The following is an 18,181-nucleotide window of genomic DNA, read 5'->3' on the forward strand; positions in this document are numbered from 1 at the left end:
CCCAGCAGCCCACGAATGTGATTGAGCAAACGCGTCCGCTCAGACGAAAGGTGTCGCCGCATCTGTAGGAAGGTCTGTTCATCCTGCTGCTCCACGCTTTTTACTGCAACATGACGGATGGCTCCATGAACGCTAGCCTCTGCGATGGCCTGTGCATCGTTGTAATCATTTTTCTGCCCCCGCAGATACCCTTTGACATGCTGAGGAGGTAACAACTCAACGTCATGCCCTAGCAGCGAAATCTCACGCCCCCAATAGTGGGCAGAAGCACAAGCCTCCATGGCGACAATGCAGCGCTCTTGCTGAGCCAAGTACCGCAGGAGTTGGCTCCGGCTCAGTTTCTTCTTACCGATGGGCTTTCCCTGCTGGTTTAACACGAAGAGGTAAAAGCTATTTTTTGCCAAATCGATACCGAGCGTTTTACACTTGTTCATGGTCTTCTCCTGCTTATCTAGATAGTCGATAACACTTCTATCTTGGCGCATTATGACGCCGGACTGGAGTAGGAGGAGACCATCTCATCAAACAACCTGAAGATGCAGGATTCAGCGAGGTTGACTGGCGTTGTGATCGCGGCGTTCCTTTGCAGGTGTAGCCATCTCCATCAAAAAGGAACAACAAAGAGCACGGCGTCAGTCAACTCGCCCGGAGGGAGGCCATCAATGCGCCCACTTCTTTGTTAAATACCACGGAAATAGAGCGACTATTCCTCATTGTATTTGCCTCGAATTGAACGCATTGATGGCCTCTGAATGCGAGCATCTTCAGGTCGTTTGGGTATAAAACTGTATGAAATGATGAATAGCTCATTTGGTTGGCTCAGTTGCCTAAAAGTCGTCCAAGCTTGTCTTTCCCTGTTAAACGAAGCGTAAATTTGATTGCAACTTTTTTGACCATTGCCTCTTTTTTGAACCTGCATTACACTCGCGTTCCTTTTTCTCTTGTTGTTTATTTTTTGCCTGTCGCTTCTCATCACCATGCACACCAAATCCCAAAATCTGTTGCCTTGGCTCAGAGTGTTTCTGATCGCCCTGAGTGCCTTTATTTTTAATACCACCGAGTTTGTCCCTGTCGGCATGTTGGCCAACCTTGGCGAAAGCTTCGGTATGCGCCCAGCAGAAGTCGGCCCAATGCTGACGATTTACGCCTGGATTGTGGCGTTGGCTTCGTTGCCAGTAATGCTACTGCTTGCCAATTTTGAGCGTCGTCGCTTAATGCTTGGCGTATTCGCATTGTTTGTTGCCAGCCATGTCATTTCTGCCATGGCGACCAGTTACAACATGCTGCTGGTTTCCCGTGTTGGTATCGCGTTTGCGCACTCGGTGTTTTGGTCGGTCAGTGTCGCGATGGCGGTAAGAATGGCCCCGAAAGGCAAAGGCGCGGTGGCAATCAGTCTACTTGGAACGGGCACAGTGTTAGCCATGGTAATGGGCGTGCCATTGGGTCGCGTTGTTGGCGAATGGTTCGGCTGGCGCACGACTTTCGGTGGCATTGGTGTGATTTCTGGCGTGCTGATGTTGGCTCTTTGGCGCTGGCTGCCGACGCTGCCGGTTTCCAATTCCGGTAACCTATCCAGCCTGCCCGAGATTGCGCGTAATAAGCCGCTGCTGAGTCTTTATCTTTTGACGGCGATTATCGTCACTGCTCATTTTACGGCTTACACCTATCTTGAACCGCTGATTCAGCAGGTTTGGAGTATGAGTACGGATGTCACCACCTGGGCGCTGATGACTTACGGCGCAGCGGGTATTGTTGGCAGTTTGTTGTTCAGCCGCATGCAGCCTCGCCATCCAAACACCCTGCTGATTCTGAGCTTTGGCTTGCTGGCGTTGTGCCTTTCTATGCTCTCGAGATCCGGCGTAGGCATATTCCAGCTTTTCCCGGGCGTGGCTCTTTGGGGCGCAGTGATGATGACAGTCGCCCTCGCCTTACAAACACGCGCGCTGGAATACGGCTCGAAAGCGACCGATATCACCATGGCTATCTACTCCGGCATTTTCAATGTAGGAATTGGCGGCGGCGCGCTGCTGGGTAGTCAGGTTGTGCTTCACTATGGCGCGGCGAAAAACGGCCTTGTTGCCCTTGCCGTGATAAGCTTTGGTCTGCTGCCACTTTGGTATCTGGTACGGAAGAAAAGAACGGACGATATGGAGCCGGAGTTGGTTCAGGTACCATCTTAATAGCCAGAATTAAAAGCCGCTGACTGAAATCAGCGGCTTCTCATTTGTTTCCACTAAAACGATAAAACATTTCATTTCCCTACTTCGAAATCCGGTGATATCTTCCGTCGTCGACAAAAATTCAGTCGCGCCAACAGACACTTTAGAACGAGAAATAGTATGCAAAACGCTATTCGATTACGCGCCCTTGAGCAAACCGATCTTCGCTTTATCCACCAGCTAAACAACAACCGCTCAATCATGTCATATTGGTTCGAAGAACCTTATGAGTCTTACTATGAGCTGGAAGATCTGTTCAGAAAGCACATTCATGACAGCACCGAGCGTCGTTTTATCGCAGAGAACGAACAGAAGCAGGCGGTTGGCCTTGTTGAGTTGGTGGAAATCAACTCGATCCACCGCAATGCAGAGTTCCAGATTATCATCGCGCCGGATTTCCAAGGTTGCGGCTATGCCAAGACACTCATCAACAAAGCGTTGAATTACGCCTTTACGATTCTGAACCTGCACAAGGTCTACCTGAACGTGGCAGTGAATAACGAAAAGGCGATTCACTTGTACAATAAGTGTGGCTTCGTTGAGGAAGGCCATCTCGTGAAGGAAATCTTCGTGAATGGTGAATACTGCGACATTAAGCGCATGTACATTCTTCAGGATGATTACTTGGCAAAACGTAGTGCTTAACCGTATTTAGATTGCTAAAGAATAAAAAAAACGAGGGCAAATGCCCTCGTTTATCTTTGTGCACTTTTAAGCCATTAGCGTTCTTTCTCGTATGGTCGCCCAATCGCTTTCGGAGCAACGGCTTTGCCGATAAAGCCAGCAAGCAGTACCACGGTCAGTACATACGGCAATGCCGAGAATACCTGAGTTGGCAACACCCCAATCAACGGGATTTCTACGCCTTGCATACGTGTTTCAAGCGCAGACAGGAAACCGAACAACAAGCACGCTAAAAACGCGTTGCGCGGCTGCCATTTACCGAAGATAACCGCTGCCAGTGCAATGTAGCCCTGACCTGCTGTCATCTCCTTACCAAACGCCGCATTCTGTGCAGTGGAAAGGTAAGCACCCGCTAAGCCACACAATAACCCCGCTATCAGAACCGCGCGATAACGCAACCAAACGACCGATATACCTGCGGTATCAATCGCGTTTGGTTCTTCACCTACTGCACGTAAGCGCAAGCCAAAACGGGTTCTAAACAGCACCCACCATGTCGCAATCACCGTAATAAAGGCCAGATAAACCAGAACGTTGTGGCCAGAAACCACATCTCTATAAAGTGGCCCCAATACAGGAATAGTATCTCCTAACCATTCTGCACCCGGCAGTTCAGTGGGTAGGAAGCGTTGGTCATTATGAAGCGTTGGCGTTTGACCACCGCGTTCAAACCAGGCGTGCCCGAGCGTTATCGTCATCCCTGACGCGAAGAAGTTCACCGCCAGGCCTGAGATAATCTGATCGCCCTTTTGAGTGATCGACGCATAGCCATGGATCAGCGCCAACATCATGGAACCCGCAATGGCAGCCATCAAGCCTAACCAAGGGTTGCCCGTAACATAAGAAACCGCCGCCGCAGTGAAGGCAGAGAACAACATCTTACCTTCAAGGCCAATATCAACCACGCCTGCGCGTTCTGAGAAAATCCCGGCCATTGCAGCAAAAATCAGCGGAACCGCGAGACGAAGCGTTGAGTCAGCAGAGGAGAGAATCCAGTTAAACCATTCCATGTTACGCCCCCTCTGTTTGCGCGCTACGGCGCATAAAGAAGCCTTCAACCGGCTTACGAATCAGCCTGTCTAATGCACCCGTAAAGAAGATAACCAGACCTTGAATAACCATGATGAGTTCTGGGTTCAGACTCGGCATTTCAAACTGCAGTTCAGTACCACCTTGGTAAAGCGCACCAAACAGCAAGGCTGCGATAATGATACCAAAAGGATGATTTCGCCCCATCAGTGCTACGGCGATACCAATAAAGCCGAAACCACCAGTGAAGTTCAGGATCAGGCGGTTTTGTGCTCCGTACACTTCATTCACTGCCATCAAGCCCGCTAATGCACCAGAAATCGTCATCGCGATAATGATGATTTTCTTGGCGTCGATACCTGCATATTCAGCGGCTGTCGCGCTTTGCCCAACCACACGAATGACATAGCCGAGGCGTGTTCTGAACATCAGCACCCACACCAAGTAGGCAACCAGCAGGGCGAGAAGGATGGAAGGGTTGAGCAGAGAGAAGGGAAGCTCAAGACCATAGCTTGCGCCAAGCTCATAAAGTTTCGGGAAAACCGCTTCAGGGTTGAAATAGCGCGAATCAGTCGAGTTGCCGCCGTATTTGGCGATATGTTCAACCAATGCGTAACCCATCACTGAGAAGGCAATAAAGTTGAACATGATGGTGGTAACAACAATGTGCGAACCACGTTTCGCCTGCAGATAACCCGGTACTGCGCCCCAGATTGCGCCGAAAGCCGCTGCTACCAATATAGCCAACGGTGCCATCAGCCACATATTGAGCACGTCATCGAGAAGCAGCATCAAAATGCCGATACCGAGTCCTGCAATGTAAGCCTGCCCTTCACCGCCGATATTGAACAAACCCGCATGGAAAGCGACTGCAACTGCCAGACCAGTGAACACAAAGTTTGTCGCGTAATACAAAGTATTGTTCAGTCCGCCAAATTCCAGGTTGGTTGCACCCTGAATCATCACGCTGAATGCCGCTGTTGGGCTCTCACCCACGAGCAACACCACCAAGCTGGAGATGACCAGCGCCACGGAGAGTTGAATGAAGGGAACCAGAAAGGTTTTCACCCACATTGGGGCGCTTTGTTGAGGTACATTCATGCTGCGCCCTCCTCTTCTGCGGCGTTAGCCATCAAGATACCGAGTTGGCGCTCGTCCATGTCTTTGGCAATCACATCACCGGTGATTTCACCGTCCACTAGCACAATGATGCGATCGGACAGCGACATAATTTCTTCCAGTTCTGTCGAAACCAGCAAAATCGCCGCACCTGCGTCACGGGCGGTGATCAGGTTGCGGTGAATAAATTCAATGGCACCGATATCAACACCACGGGTTGGCTGGCCAACGAGCAGTACATCAGGATGACGAAGCATTTCTCGTGCAATGATAAGCTTTTGTTGGTTGCCACCGGAGAAGTTAGCAGATTTCAGATGAGGGTCTGTCGGACGGACATCGTATTGCTCCATCATCTCTCGGGTCGCGGCCTCTATGGCAGCAGGATCGAGCAACGTCTTTCCATAAGCTTCATCGTTCTGGAAGCCTAAAATGGCACTTTCTGATGCAGGCATGGCTTTCACCAAACCTTGTTTAATGCGGTCTTCTGGGATATGTCCTACACCTAAATCTCGCATTAACCCTGCGTCGCGCTTGTCTTTTTTGGCAAACCTGCGTCTTCCTTGTGAGGTGCTCAAAGTAAACTCCCCATTTTGCGGAGTGAGCACACCGGAAAGTACAGAAAGCAGCTCAGATTGGCCGTTACCGGATACACCCGCTACGCCGAGAATTTCGCCTGCGCGCAGCGAGAAGCTCAGATCTTTAAGACGCTTCACGCCTCGGCTATCAAACCAGGACACATTGCTCACGTTCAGGCGCTCATCGCCTGACATCGCATCTGTTTTGTCCACACGAAGAAGAACTTTGCGACCCACCATCAACTCGGCCAGCTCATCCACATTGGTTTCTGCTGTATTTCTGTGAGCCACCATCGCACCCTGACGCATTACAGAGACCGTGTCTGTGATTGCCATGATTTCTTTGAGCTTGTGGGTGATCAGAATGATAGTGACACCCTGTGATTTTAGAGTGTTGAGAATATCGAAGAACTGCTCAATTTCCTGCGGCGTCAGTACGCCTGTCGGCTCATCCAGAATAAGAATGCGCGCGCCACGATAAAGTGATTTAAGAATTTCGACGCGTTGTTGAATACCGACCGGAAGCTCGCCGACAATGGCATCAAGATCCACGGTCAGGCCATATTCGTCTTCAATTTTCTCCAGTGCACCACGCACGTTGCGGGAGGCTACATTAAGTAGGCTATGTCCTTCCGCGCCAAGCATGATGTTTTCAAGAACAGAGAAGGTTTCTACCAACATAAAGTGTTGATGAACCATACCGATGCCGTGGGAGATAGCATCTTGAGAGTCTTTGATTTTGACCGTTTCACCATCCACTTCGATGGTGCCTGAATCAGCCTGATAAAATCCGTAGAGAATCGACATCAATGTCGATTTACCTGCACCGTTTTCCCCGACAATACCGTGTATGGTTCCTGGCATCACCGTAAGATCGATGTCTTTGTTTGCATGAACTGCGCCGAATCGTTTATTGATCACTCGCAGTTGAATGGCGGGTTGTGTCATGCCAGCTCCTTGGCATCAATTTAAGAACGACTTAAGCGATTATCCCCGTAAGAGCAATAAGTTAGGTTGCAAGGCGAATCGCTATCTCTTGATGCAAATCGCCCCCGGAAGATCAGATCCACCGGGGGCGACAATCACGAATTAGTATTCGCAGGAATCCGTGCTGAAGTAATCGTGAACCACGATTTTACCCGCAATGATGTCATCACGGATTTGCTTCACACGCGCTTCCATTTCTGGGGTAACCAGATCTCGGTTGTGCTCGTCCAGCGCCCAGTCAACACCGCCTTCTTTCAGACCCAGCGCCTGAAGACCCGGAGTGAACTCGCCATTTTTCGCATCATTAAATGCGTCCTGAACCGCGACATCTACACGCTTAACCATGGAAGTCAGCATAACACCTGGGTGCAGGTAGTTTTGGTTTGAATCGACACCGATGGCATACTTGCTGCCGTCAACAGCTGCTTGGTAAACACCCACTCCAGTGCCGCCCGCTGCTGCGTAAACCACATCTACGCCTTTATCAAACTGTGATTTCGCCAGCTCTGCACCTTTGGTTGGGTTATTCCATGCAGCCGGGGTTGAACCCGTCATGTTCTGGATAACTTCCGCGCCATCAGCCTGGAACTTCGCGCCTTGCTCGTAGCCACACGCAAACTTACGGATAAGAGGGATGTCCATGCCACCAACGAAACCGACTTTGTCGCTTTCACTTTTCATCACGGCTAGTGCACCAACCAGGAACGAACCTTCGTGTTCTTTGAACACCACAGAACGTACGTTTGGCAGATCGACCACTGCATCAATGATAACGAATTCAGTTTTAGGGAATTGCTTCGCCACTTTCTCTACGATAGGCGCTTGCTGGAACCCTACTGCAACGATTGGGCTGAAACCGCGCTGAGCCATGCGCAGCATCGCTTGCTCACGCTGTGCCTCGTTGGTGATTTCAAACTCACCGTAGCTGATACCTGTATCAGTCTTAAACGCTTCTGCGCCAGTATAAGCAGCCTGGTTGAATGATTTGTCGAACTTACCACCCATATCGAAAATGACAGAAGGCTTGAACTGAGCTGCTGACGCCGATGCAGACATTAGACCCAGAGTAACTGCTGCAGCCAGTGAGGTGATCGTTTTCATCCTTGATACTCCATCTATTGAGGAAATCCGTTGTTTGATAAATTTATACGCTAGGGGCTGTTGACCTTTGGTGGTTAAATTTTGTTCTCGCTGTAAGCGTTTTAGGCGCGGCGAGGTGTTTGCCGCCTAGTCATTCTAAGCAAATACACCTCAACAAAGCATAAAACGGTTAGAGCGGAACCCTTCGGGCAGCGTTTGTGGGGAATTTCTGCTGCGTTATCGTCTTCTCATGTAGGCTAGCTACACATCGAAGCCTCTGCCTTGCATAAAATCCCCACAAACTGCTGCAAAAATCATCACCAAAGGTCAACAGCCCCTAGCCACATGAAGACTCAGAGCTTCATATGATTTGAATATATGTATTCATAGGACAAATTAACATTTCATCCACAAAGCACGGACAAATATCGTTCCGCATGCGGTGAAATCTTGAACGCTTTCACACACCGCGCGCATTTACGTGCGCTGACTCTCGTTTTCACAGGGGGCTTCTATGGTGGCTCTTACAGTATTACATCAACAAACACCAAACGGTGATCAGAAGACCGACCCGGCACTGGCTTTCCACTCTCGTTGTATATGAATGGAGCTAAAGCATCATCTACTTTGGGCCAGAACACACCAGAATTGATCGGTTTAAGATGGTGAGATGGCAGCACATAGTCCAACCTTAAGCCTCGGTTATGGGTCGCACGGCCTTTTCCTCTCATCCGCGAATCTGATACAGACCTTGTCGCCCCTTCACTTTGTGGCTGAACATCATGAAGAATGAGATCAGAAAGCAAAGTGCGGATCATCGCTTTGTCCCCATCTCCGTTGACAGGATCCGCATTCAGATCACCCATAATGACAAACGCTTCGCTGCTATCAAGTCCACCTCGCTTTCCGCTGTCGTCAACAAGAAAAGGGGCGTTGGTCACAATGTCATGCAGTAGCCTCAGCTCATCAGCGTTTCTTCTTAAGTTACGCTTTTCTGGACCATCGAAAACCGGAGGTGTAGGGTGACATGCTACCAAGTGAATACGCTTATCTCCGACAATCACTGGCAGTGCGATGTGGTTTTTGGATGAGAGACGGATGGATTCCAATCCCTTATTCAAAAAATACGATTCTGGCATCTGGCTGCCAGGATAATCCTGCCAAGTGGTTTTTTGCCAATGGCGGCAGTTTTCGATATCGAGGGGGTATTTGCTGAGAATGGCAAAGCCATATTGGCCGTGATGCCTACCGAAACCATGTGCCCTTTCTGGCGACACCGAGATCTCCTCTCCTTCAACAACAGACAACCCCGTGTTAGTGGCAGGAAGGTAAGAGTAAGGGAAGTGAATCGCTAGTTGCCCAAACTGAGACTTCTCGAGGTATTCATTCTGGAAAAACGCCAGCATGCCATCATCGCCGCCATTTCCAGGGTGATCGAATTCGCACAAAAGCAAAACGTCAGGCTGACTGTGTTGGATCACAGCGGCAATATTGGCGAAACGGCGATGCGTTCCTTCCTCCAGTTGACTGAAGATTTCGCCAGATTTGTCTGCCGACATTGCCACATTGAAAGTGGCAAACCTCAGTGTTTTGGGTGCAGACGCCATTTGCTCAGACATGATGATACTACTTGCTCTGTTTCAGTCCACAAATAGTAACCCTCTGAGCAACTTAAGAGCAACGTTCCTTGCCAAGCGTCATAGAAAGTGCCTCCCGAATATACTTTGCATCTGCTTCTGCGCGGTGTGGAGCAGGCCCAAGAGATTCCAGTGCGGCAAGAAAATCTTGCCTGCTAACACCATCATGATTGAGAAGCCAATGGCCAACTTCCGTCAGGGTAAAAGTTGGTCGCATATGTGCTGCTTTATATAAACGACCCAACCAGAACAAATCCCACTGGCTATCACACAAAACATCGCTGTAATAGCAGAGCGCACCATTGAGATGCTTACACACATCGATGACAGAAAGCCCGTCTTTTTTCAACTCGAAACGACTCAGACCATGGATTTCTGTTTCAGCAAAATCATCCCAATGCTGCCAGTTCTCGGGAGAGGTATCTGGGTTTATTAGTAAGCTGATACTGTTACCGTCGGGCAAACTGTAACCAACTTCAATGGGATATGAAGCTTCCGTGAGTCCAGACGCTTCAAAATCGAGGGTAACCCACATATTATCGCTCCATGATAATGTAGTGCTCATGAATGGTTGGCGGAAATACATGTCAGGCGTGGGAAATTGCAACAGGCACATCCACTTTACCCTGCAATATCATCCCGTTATCACATCTGTTGTATTCTGCATTGATTGTATACCTCAGACAGGAAACCTGCGGAATTTCTGACCAAAGAAGAGAGGTTTATCCCATCCCTTTGCGACGAAAGCAGTTCCGACTGAGAAATATCAGTAATTGTACTACCACGGATATGCAACAGCGAACGAGTGTCATTCGAAACTAAATGTAGTGCGTTTCATTTTTTCTGCACGTAAAACACTAACCGTATGTCATATTCATTATCGCTTTATCACTTTTTAGAAAATTAGCTCTAGGCAATATTGATGATTGAACAATCGAGGCTGGTAACTCCCGTGCTCGGGTTTGCTGGATTTAGTGGTTCAGGAAAAACCACTTTGCTGGAAGCCGTTATCCCACATTTAAAATCCTCGGGCTTGCGGGTTGGATTAATGAAACACAGCCATCACGACATCGAACCGGATAAACCCACCAAAGACAGCTATCGACTCCGCTATGCTGGCAGCGACCAGCTTTTACTGGCAACCTCTAAACGCCACATGCTGTTTTTTGAGTATCGAGACAATGAAGAAAGAGACCCTCAGTTGAGAGAGTGTTTGGCTCAACTCGATCATTCACGGCTTGACATCGTGCTTGTTGAAGGCTTTCGCAATGAAACTCTGCCAAAAATCGAAATTCACAGGCCAAGTTACGTAAAGCCGACTTTATTTCCGCACGACCCTCATATTATTGCCGTTGCTTATGACCAGAAACCTGATGCTTTAGATGAGTTCAATCTACCAAGTCTGGACCTGAACCAGCCATCAGATATTGCCGGATTCATAAAACACTGGCTGGCAAATGCGCCCGAAAGTGAGAAATATCTCGCTTATGAGCTAAAGCTGTAAAAACACCTATTTGGCGCGAAATAATGAGGTGAACAACCACAATGACAATGTAACAATCATTTTGTGTCGGGACTCTTGGTGCTAGCTGTATATTATTGCAGCAACCAATTAGATAGATGCCTAGTGGATGAATTGACGATCTATGTCGGCCTTTTCCCATTAATGTGTCGCCCGTTTCGGTTAAAAACTTCAAAATGGGTCTTTCAAAAAATGCATAAGAAGTTAGATATGAAGTCAACTATCCGCACCGTCAGTTCAAATAAACAAGTCGCACTCGTTGCCCACGACCATTGCAAATCAGAATTACTACGTTGGGTAAAAGAACACAAAGACGCACTAGCTCATCACAAACTCTTCGCCACAGGTACCACTGGAAACATCCTAAGCCGTGAAACTGGCTTAGCCATTACCTCTTTAATGAGTGGTCCAATGGGTGGCGACCAACAGTTGGGCGCAATGATTTGCGAAAAGAAAATCGATGTGCTGGTCTTCTTCTGGGATCCACTCAGTGCCGTGCCCCACGACCCAGATGTCAAAGCCCTGCTGCGTATTTCGGCGGTTTGGAACATTCCGGTCGCGATTAACCGTGCTTCTGCAAATTACCTCATCACGTCACCGATGATGACACACGAAATTGATATCGAAGTTCCTGACTACGATAAATATCTTTCTGAAAGGCTATAAACCTAACCTCATGATTATCCAGCCCCAAATTCAAGGCGTGGTAGCGCGTAACTGCCACCCTTTCGGTTGCCAGGCCGCCGTCTCTAAGCAAATCGCAAAATCACTCACCCAACAGTCATCGTCCAACGCCTTACCTAAACGGGTATTAATCCTAGGGGCATCATCCGGTTTCGGATTGGCGTCCCGCATTGCACTGTCATTTGGCCCTGCAAAAGCGGACACCATTGGCGTGTCGTTCGAACGTGGTGTTTCAGACAAAGGCATTGGTAGCGCTGGCTGGTACAACAACATCTTCTTCCATCAGGCCGCAGAGCAAGAAGGGTTGATCTCCACTAACATCGTCGGTGATGCCTTTTCTTCTGAAACCCGTGAGCAAGTGGCAAAAGCCATTAAACAGGATTTGGGTGGTCTAGTTGATTTAGTGGTCTATTCACTGGCAACAGGCATTCGACCAAACCCTGAAACAGGTGAGTTCTGGCGCTCTGCCATTCGCCCTGTTGGGGAGACTGTAGAGGGTTACTCGGTCAACTTCGAGAAAAACAGTCTGGACATGGTCTCGTTGCCTCCAGCAACCGAGCAGGAAATCGAAGAGACAGTGAAGGTGATGGGCGGTGAAGACTGGCTTAGTTGGATGCAGTTCCTCAGCGAGAGAAAGCTACTATCTAAAGGCTGTGAAACGGTGGCCTACTCCTACATTGGTCCCGAACACACCCATGCCATTTACCACAAAGGCACGTTAGGACTCGCTAAAACCCATCTACACAACACCCGTGATGACATCAACACACTGCTAGAAAACATAGAGGGTAATGCCAATATCGCTGTGTGTAAGGCTTTAGTTACCAAGGCGAGCGTGTTTATACCGGGTTTGACTCCTTACCTTCTGGCGCTTTACCACGTGATGAAGCAGAAAGGACTTCATGAAGGTTGTATCGAGCAAATGAACCGCTTGTTTTACGACAAGTGGCAAAACAGTTCGGCGCGCGATGCTGAAGGCTTGATCCGCATGGATGATTGGGAACTGCGAGATGACGTCCAACAGGAAGTAAACGCACTGTTGGCTGAAATGAACACTGAAAACTTCACTGATGTCGGTGATTACCAAGGCGTCCTAGGCGAGTTCTTGCAGCTGAACGGCTTTGAATTCGATTCCGTCGACTACTCACAGGATGTCGACATTGAGGCACTCAAGGTGCTTCACCCTTAGTTTAAGCGTCCGATAAGTCTGCTGAAGATAAAAATGGCAGGGTTACTCTGCCATTGTTATCGTTTATCCCGACGTTGGATATTCTAGAAGGGCTTTAATCTCATCCAAGTGCTTTCTCACCCAAGTACGGTTTATCGCGCCCCAGTCTTTAATCTCATATCCACCGTTTTTATTGGCACCGACAAATTCGGTTTCAATATCCAACTCGCCAAGCGCTTCAATCGTGTCCTGAGCCGTTCGTCTCGGCATACCGGTTTCGCTAATAATGGCAGGGACAGTATTTACGCCATTGTCGATAAGGTGCGCCACCAACAGGCGACGATAGAAACTGGTTTTGGTTTTGCTCGGTTTACTCAAATGCTTTCCCTTTCAGATTATTAGCCTGATTTAGACTGACGTTGAGTGTAACGCCAAAGCATGGCAGAAAAATGTTATCCGCTGTTTTTAGTGCAGCAACTCACGTCATTGTATCCACCCATAAGTGAAATCATGCGTAATGCAACAATCCACACCCAGTCTCAGCAATAATACGGGATTCACCGACTGCACGCTGAGATGCGTGCCAGACTGTTCGGTGCTCAAACTATTCCGATATCAAAACGGAGGTCAGTGATGGCTCAGCAAAAAACAAAAGTATCCACCCACGAGACCATGGAAAATGCTTATGGTGACGACGTCGAACATAAGCACAACAAAGATCACCTCGATTACCGCGCCCATGAGCCCAGCCATGGACACCACTTGCATGGTGGTGTGAATTCGCACAAAGGGACTCACCACCATCACCGCACAACACACCACCACCATCACTACTATGGTCCGGTGACGATTGTCATGGGCCCGGACGAGGACGACGAATAATAGATGACAGGTAGAGCCCGATGATCGTCGGGCTTTGTCCAGATTAGAGATACACTGACACACCAACGGCGAATCTAGGCTTTATTGCCATATGCAAACAACCTCTTGGCGTTGGGCTGGTTTTTTCCTCACATACAAACTGACCTGTAGCACTAGACGCTCTCATAGCGAGTATGGTTGAAAATAGGTTCCTGTCAGTTTCGTTGATGCTGCAATATGAGCCATTGGATAACTTGACGATTGGATTTAGGCTTTGCCCAGCCCAATAAGTAACAACTTGTTCGATTTTTACATTGTTGTTCCGATGCCAGCCACCATCAAAATGGGGGTATCAGCACTCACCCCGAACGAGTTCACTAAAAGAGAAAATAAAATTAGATTAATTGGCTTCATTAAATAGAATCCTTCCTATATACCGATAATTAGTCTCTGGAACCATATAGACAACCCAATAAAATGGCTCCCTCTTAGAGGAATTAAACACTCTCAAGGTAAGTGAAGAGTCATCTGTGATAATCTTATAAACCCTTTCATTTGTCCTAAAAGAAAACGTTTTATCTGTAAATCTTGTTGAAAGTCCCTGCAAAGAGCGAACAATCTCAATTGAACTTTGAGGCTCTCCATCTAAAAAAACAGAGTACTCGCTATAAGGCTTGGACACAAAGCTCTTTATTTCCGACTCTACTTTAATTTTAAGAAACCCATCAAAGACAAAAAAACCTCCCCAGACAAAGGCGACTACGGAAAATAAACAGACGGAAGCCCGGAAAACTTTTTTAGCTTTTTTCTTTATAATTAGAAGAGAAATCAAAATCAAAGGAGAGGAAAAAAAAGGATTTTACCAATGAAATAATATGTATCTACGTAGTCTTTTAAGCTCATCGTTATCAACAAAACTCTTACTGTATTGAAGGTAGTTCTTAGTTAGGCCAAATATCCTACCTTAGAGGAATCCCAAACTCCAGCCGCATGGTCGCACCTATTACCCATCGGTTAGACCCTAGCTGTAAAACCAAGACCCAATCATTTCTCTCGCCATCAATAATTAAGGCCGCTGCTGAGTTCGGTAGTATCGCAAGTATTGATAGAACAGTATACTTTGAGTAGTGTTCCTTCTTCATCTTTTGCATTCCCTATAAAGTAATCACCCTTGTAAAGTGGTGAGATTTTAGCTGAAGAGTAAAAAGACCATTTCGATTCCCCCTGATAATATGCATTAATCGAAAATTTATACCCTTTTTCTAATTCAAAAACAATATATAGACGAGTATCTCTTCTAGCACTCTGATTACTAATAGAAGTAGCATACGTAGCTCTATTAATTATTTTCTTTATTTTAACCTCGTTAAATCCTTAGGGCTGAATCTATAAACGTTGCTATACCACCTTGATGAAATACCAATATCATAGCCGTAGGTAAGCGTTACTTGAATGAAACTATTGTTTAGTGAATCTGGGTACGCATCCACTATAATTGCAGCCAGCTGCTTTGCAATATTAGCATCGTAAACATCTTTTTTATTAAGAAAAACATTAGCTTCAACAAATTTTATTGTTTTGCTGCCAGAGTCAAACGAGTTAAAAGCACTCGAAAATTCTTGAACCGTCGCACTTTTTACTAGTTCATTTTTTCTTATCTCTCTTTCAGTTTCTAACAGACTTATAAAGTCCTTAGATTTGACCAAATCAGATGTAAAGATAGGAGAAAGAAAGGATGTTATAAGAACCAACGTTACTATAACCAGATGCGTTTTCCATATTGAAAGAGGAGTACCAATACTACCATTAACACTCACAACATAAGTCCCGCTTACTAGATCATGTAGTGACTGTCTAGTAACACGATTGAAGATATATAAATAAAGTATAGATAGGAAGCCACCCAATATAATAAAAGACAATGGATAAATTAAGTATGGGAGAAGTACTTCGGAAGAGAGTTGCGCTCCAGAAAGAAAGATCGGGATCAAAAAAAAGCTAGATCTTAAAAACGACCTTGGCAGACTAACTGTTGAGTTTGATGAATCTACAACTCTTATCTTTAACAGCATCTTACCTAATGTTTGGCCATTCACTAAAGAGCTATTCATTACTCCAAAATAGACAATCGATATAGCAAAGCCTACTAATAAACCCCACCCACCAAGCTGAGCGAGAAAGTCTTTTTGGGTGATACCTAAAAGATTCCCGACAATTGATAAAAATAGAAAATCAGCACATAAAGCTCCGATTCTTCGCCAGAATCCACAAATCCATGTTTCTTGTGCTTTCCCCAAAATAAAGCCCTTAGTATGAGATAGAGTGACCTTTGTGAAAATACCCCAAAACGGTGTGCTTCTGTATTATGCGACACCTTTTCTAGTCTACATGTACCAACAGTGCAAAGCTCTGGGTCTTTAACTTCCCAACTCCACCCATTAATTAAGCATCCAATCGTCACCTACCAGACGTAGAGTTTGAAGCAGGCAAGGACGATTGACACAGCCACAAGGCCAATCCAACCGATTGAACGTGTCACTGACTCCGGTGATTGGGTGTTGATTTGAGGGAATAAAATCGCCCCTAAAGACAATAGAGGTACCAGACCGTATAGCTGCCCCATTTGTGATGAAGTCGCTAGCGGAAACGGGGGAACAAACACATTAAAAATCGTAGTTGAATAAGAAATTCAGATCGTGTCCCACCAGTGCCCCATTTAGAGGAACTACGGAGAACTAATTCCATAAATTCATAATATTAAATACTTACAGTAATTTTGGCCCCAAATGTATACCAGCGGCAGAAGCAAGTTTGATTCTGCTTTTGGAGGTCTTGTTTGGACCACTACTGGTTTGGCTAATTCTAGGAGAAGTGCCAACTCCCTCTGTGGCAACGGGTGCAGGTTTAATTGTCGTAACTTTGGCAGCTCACACCCTCTGGAATCAACGCAAGCAAAGCCGTTAGCTTTCTTTTTCTTTCACCAAACCATCACCGGAGCGCAGCAGCATACCCAATAACTGTTCATTGCTAATGGGCTCCCCAGATAACACACTGGCAAGGATTTCACTGCCAAACAGCTGAGGCGATAGCAATACGTCCGCGTTTACACGCTTAACCTTCTTCATATTCTTGGCGTCATTCACTGCGGTAACCACTTTAATATCGGGCGAGATGGCCTTTACCGAAAGCACGATAAATGCGTTGGTGGCGTCATCTTCCGTCAGCGCTAAGACAGCACGACAACGCTCGACACCCGCTTCCAGTAGTACATCACTGTCGGTGCTGTCACCAGAAATGATGTCCAGTTTAGTCCCTACCCTTTGCTCAATCTGGGCAAACTTATCTTCGTCTTCAATCGTCACCATGGTCACGGGCAATTCGCGCTTGTGAAGCTGCCAAATGGTGCTGGATGCCAGCACTGAAGTGCCACACACAATAAAGTGGTTTTTCCTATTCATTGGCTTTTGTACTCCTTTCACAAGCTTGTTTAAACCACCGCGGATAATCGGGCCAAACACAGTAGTCAGAGAGGTGGCGAATACGGTGATCCCCGCGATAATGACGGAAATGGTAAACAGCCTTGCCGCTTCGGTTTGAGGGATAATGTCGCCATAACCGACGGTGGTCATGGTCACCATGGAAAAGTAAAACGCCGTCATCAAATCATGGATAGCGGGATGGAAGCCTTCACCGAAATAGAGCGCTCCGTAAGTGGAATAGAACAACAAGACTGCAAAGCTGATAAAGGCTGCAATACCGCCTGCTGTGGCACTGGAATGGTTGAAGTCTTTGCTGAGCAAGATCAGCAGTAAAACCGCGCTGGCACTCCAATACAGATGCGCGCCGAGATGCGGGAAGAAATGCCAGGTGAAGGTGAACACAATCATCAGCAAAATCAGGCTCACCGCCCAGGCAATTCTGGCACGGAATAGCAAGCCAATCGCGTTTAACATCAGGAAGATGCCAAGCAGCAGCCAAGGACCATTGACCGCATGTGTCCAGTTGATGTCGGTAAAGCTTTTGATGTGGAACAGCGCCACCAAATCGAGGTTTTGCCCCCACACAGAACGGAATATCAGAAAGCCATTGATAAATACCAATGCAGCGACCAGTGAGTGACGAACACGACGCCAGAAATCGAGAGCTTTTTGAAGAAGATGAATGCGCAATCTGGTCACCTGAGAGACTAATCCGATGGGAGTATAGTTCTCAGCCCACTTGCACTATGTTTTGTTGCCAAGACAGTGGGATACAAAAGAAAACCCGCGCTGGGCGGGTTTTCAAGACTGATTTTGATTCAATCTGCGCGGTTCATTTGGGCAAGGATTTCCTCGGCCGCCCGCTTCGGCGATTGCGCATGGCAAATCGCTGAAACCAAAGCAACACCAGCAAGCCTTGTCGCCATCACCTCATCAAGGTTAGAGGTGTTAATGCCACCAATCGCAACAATCGGATAACCGCTTTGCTCAACGGCTTTTCGTAGCCCTTCAATGTCGGGTGGACGACACTTGTTGCCAAGTGCCGTCTCCCTAAGAACCGTACGTGCAACTTTCACTGCATACGGCTCAAGCCTCCACAAAGGCATCGTTTGATACCCAGCAACTTATAACGCAGCC

17 protein-coding genes are annotated in these 18,181 nt (G+C 47.3%); 6 read left to right on the plus strand and 11 right to left on the minus strand.

From position 1 onward, the window contains the following. Positions 1-434 (minus strand): IS110 family transposase (locus GMA8713_RS23400; RefSeq protein ID WP_198159450.1); only part of this gene is annotated, 434 nt, incomplete at its 3' end. A gap of 543 nt (positions 435-977) precedes the next feature. On the opposite strand from GMA8713_RS23400, the gene GMA8713_RS23410 reads away from it, so the two are divergent. Both GMA8713_RS23410 and speG read left to right on the plus strand, forming a co-directional pair. Beyond that, a complete protein-coding gene (locus GMA8713_RS23410) occupies positions 978-2,180 on the plus strand; it encodes a sugar transporter (protein WP_062714766.1) in 1,203 nt (400 codons plus the stop codon). A gap of 159 nt (positions 2,181-2,339) precedes the next feature. Next, entirely contained in the window at positions 2,340-2,864 is a 525-nt protein-coding gene (gene speG / locus GMA8713_RS23415; protein WP_062714767.1) for a spermidine N1-acetyltransferase, read from the plus strand. Positions 2,865-2,938: 74 nt separating this feature from the next. On the opposite strand, the gene GMA8713_RS23420 is transcribed toward speG, so the two are convergent. From GMA8713_RS23420 to GMA8713_RS23445, 6 genes are all read right to left on the minus strand, one after another. Next, positions 2,939-3,913 carry an ABC transporter permease gene (locus GMA8713_RS23420; RefSeq protein ID WP_062714770.1) on the minus strand — a complete coding sequence of 325 codons (975 nt, stop codon included), beginning with the start codon at positions 3,911-3,913 and terminating at the stop codon, positions 2,939-2,941. A gap of 1 nt (position 3,914) precedes the next feature. Next, the gene (locus GMA8713_RS23425) at positions 3,915-5,033 is read right to left on the minus strand and encodes an ABC transporter permease (protein WP_062714772.1); all 1,119 of its coding nucleotides are present in this window, start codon (positions 5,031-5,033) and stop codon (positions 3,915-3,917) included. Beyond that, positions 5,030-6,574 carry an ABC transporter ATP-binding protein gene (locus GMA8713_RS23430; RefSeq protein WP_062714774.1) on the minus strand — a complete coding sequence of 515 codons (1,545 nt, stop codon included), beginning with the start codon at positions 6,572-6,574 and terminating at the stop codon, positions 5,030-5,032. The genes GMA8713_RS23425 and GMA8713_RS23430 overlap by 4 nt, the downstream gene beginning before the upstream one ends. A 141-nt stretch (positions 6,575-6,715) precedes the next feature. Next, positions 6,716-7,714 (minus strand): BMP family lipoprotein, encoded by a 999-nt coding sequence (locus GMA8713_RS23435; RefSeq protein ID WP_062714776.1) that lies wholly within the window; start codon positions 7,712-7,714, stop codon positions 6,716-6,718. 503 nt (positions 7,715-8,217) lie between these two features. Then, positions 8,218-9,312, minus strand: coding sequence for an endonuclease/exonuclease/phosphatase family protein (locus GMA8713_RS23440; protein ID WP_157515743.1), 1,095 nt, complete (start codon positions 9,310-9,312; stop codon positions 8,218-8,220). Positions 9,313-9,364: 52 nt separating this feature from the next. Further along, positions 9,365-9,865 carry a hypothetical protein gene (locus GMA8713_RS23445; protein ID WP_062714778.1) on the minus strand — a complete coding sequence of 167 codons (501 nt, stop codon included), beginning with the start codon at positions 9,863-9,865 and terminating at the stop codon, positions 9,365-9,367. Between the two features lie 387 nt (positions 9,866-10,252). Here GMA8713_RS23445 and mobB point away from each other — a divergent pair, with 387 nt between their 5' ends. The 3 genes from mobB to fabV all read left to right on the plus strand — a co-directional run bounded on the left by mobB (position 10,253) and on the right by fabV (position 12,725). Then, a complete protein-coding gene (gene mobB, locus GMA8713_RS23450; RefSeq protein WP_062714780.1) occupies positions 10,253-10,834 on the plus strand; it encodes a molybdopterin-guanine dinucleotide biosynthesis protein B in 582 nt (193 codons plus the stop codon). 228 nt (positions 10,835-11,062) lie between these two features. Next, a complete protein-coding gene (locus GMA8713_RS23455; protein WP_062714782.1) occupies positions 11,063-11,518 on the plus strand; it encodes a methylglyoxal synthase in 456 nt (151 codons plus the stop codon). A 10-nt stretch (positions 11,519-11,528) separates the two neighbouring features. After that, positions 11,529-12,725, plus strand: coding sequence for an enoyl-ACP reductase FabV (fabV, locus tag GMA8713_RS23460; protein WP_062714784.1), 1,197 nt, complete (start codon positions 11,529-11,531; stop codon positions 12,723-12,725). Positions 12,726-12,788: 63 nt separating this feature from the next. Here the strand turns inward: fabV and GMA8713_RS23465 are convergent, their stop codons facing one another. Further along, the gene (locus GMA8713_RS23465; protein WP_062714786.1) at positions 12,789-13,082 is read right to left on the minus strand and encodes a winged helix-turn-helix domain-containing protein; all 294 of its coding nucleotides are present in this window, start codon (positions 13,080-13,082) and stop codon (positions 12,789-12,791) included. Between the two features lie 255 nt (positions 13,083-13,337). Between GMA8713_RS23465 and GMA8713_RS23470 the strand changes: the two genes are divergently transcribed. Then, a complete protein-coding gene (locus GMA8713_RS23470) occupies positions 13,338-13,586 on the plus strand; it encodes a hypothetical protein (RefSeq protein WP_062714788.1) in 249 nt (82 codons plus the stop codon). A 1,331-nt stretch (positions 13,587-14,917) separates the two neighbouring features. Here the strand turns inward: GMA8713_RS23470 and GMA8713_RS23480 are convergent. From GMA8713_RS23480 to GMA8713_RS23490, 3 genes are all read right to left on the minus strand, one after another. Further along, positions 14,918-15,862, minus strand: a complete 945-nt coding sequence (locus tag GMA8713_RS23480) for an RDD family protein (RefSeq protein WP_062714793.1) — start codon at positions 15,860-15,862, stop codon at positions 14,918-14,920. A 663-nt stretch (positions 15,863-16,525) separates the two neighbouring features. After that, on the minus strand, positions 16,526-17,734 hold the full coding sequence (gene kch / locus GMA8713_RS23485) for a voltage-gated potassium channel protein (RefSeq protein ID WP_062714795.1): 1,209 nt from the start codon (positions 17,732-17,734) through the stop codon (positions 16,526-16,528). A gap of 128 nt (positions 17,735-17,862) precedes the next feature. Continuing rightward, positions 17,863-18,150 (minus strand): thiamine phosphate synthase, encoded by a 288-nt coding sequence (locus tag GMA8713_RS23490; protein ID WP_062714797.1) that lies wholly within the window; start codon positions 18,148-18,150, stop codon positions 17,863-17,865. Positions 18,151-18,181: the final 31 nt, after the last annotated feature.

This window comes from Grimontia marina (assembly GCF_900060185.1).
In the GTDB taxonomy this organism is placed as follows: Bacteria; Pseudomonadota; Gammaproteobacteria; order Enterobacterales; family Vibrionaceae; genus Enterovibrio; species Enterovibrio marinus.

Excerpts from the sequence above, each read along its gene's own strand:
- GMA8713_RS23410 (WP_062714766.1), top strand. The coding sequence starts at position 978 with ATGCACACCAAATCCCAAAATCTGTTGCCTTGGCTCAGAGTGTTTCTG.
- speG (WP_062714767.1), top strand. The coding sequence starts at position 2,340 with ATGCAAAACGCTATTCGATTACGCGCCCTTGAGCAAACCGATCTTCGC.
- GMA8713_RS23420 (WP_062714770.1), bottom strand. The coding sequence starts at position 3,913 with ATGGAATGGTTTAACTGGATTCTCTCCTCTGCTGACTCAACGCTTCGT.
- GMA8713_RS23425 (WP_062714772.1), bottom strand. The coding sequence starts at position 5,033 with ATGAATGTACCTCAACAAAGCGCCCCAATGTGGGTGAAAACCTTTCTG.
- GMA8713_RS23430 (WP_062714774.1), bottom strand. The coding sequence starts at position 6,574 with ATGACACAACCCGCCATTCAACTGCGAGTGATCAATAAACGATTCGGC.
- GMA8713_RS23435 (WP_062714776.1), bottom strand. The coding sequence starts at position 7,714 with ATGAAAACGATCACCTCACTGGCTGCAGCAGTTACTCTGGGTCTAATG.
- GMA8713_RS23440 (WP_157515743.1), bottom strand. The coding sequence starts at position 9,312 with ATGTCTGAGCAAATGGCGTCTGCACCCAAAACACTGAGGTTTGCCACT.
- GMA8713_RS23445 (WP_062714778.1), bottom strand. The coding sequence starts at position 9,865 with ATGTGGGTTACCCTCGATTTTGAAGCGTCTGGACTCACGGAAGCTTCA.
- mobB (WP_062714780.1), top strand. The coding sequence starts at position 10,253 with ATGATTGAACAATCGAGGCTGGTAACTCCCGTGCTCGGGTTTGCTGGA.
- GMA8713_RS23455 (WP_062714782.1), top strand. The coding sequence starts at position 11,063 with ATGAAGTCAACTATCCGCACCGTCAGTTCAAATAAACAAGTCGCACTC.
- fabV (WP_062714784.1), top strand. The coding sequence starts at position 11,529 with ATGATTATCCAGCCCCAAATTCAAGGCGTGGTAGCGCGTAACTGCCAC.
- GMA8713_RS23470 (WP_062714788.1), top strand. The coding sequence starts at position 13,338 with ATGGCTCAGCAAAAAACAAAAGTATCCACCCACGAGACCATGGAAAAT.
- GMA8713_RS23490 (WP_062714797.1), bottom strand. The coding sequence starts at position 18,150 with ATGCCTTTGTGGAGGCTTGAGCCGTATGCAGTGAAAGTTGCACGTACG.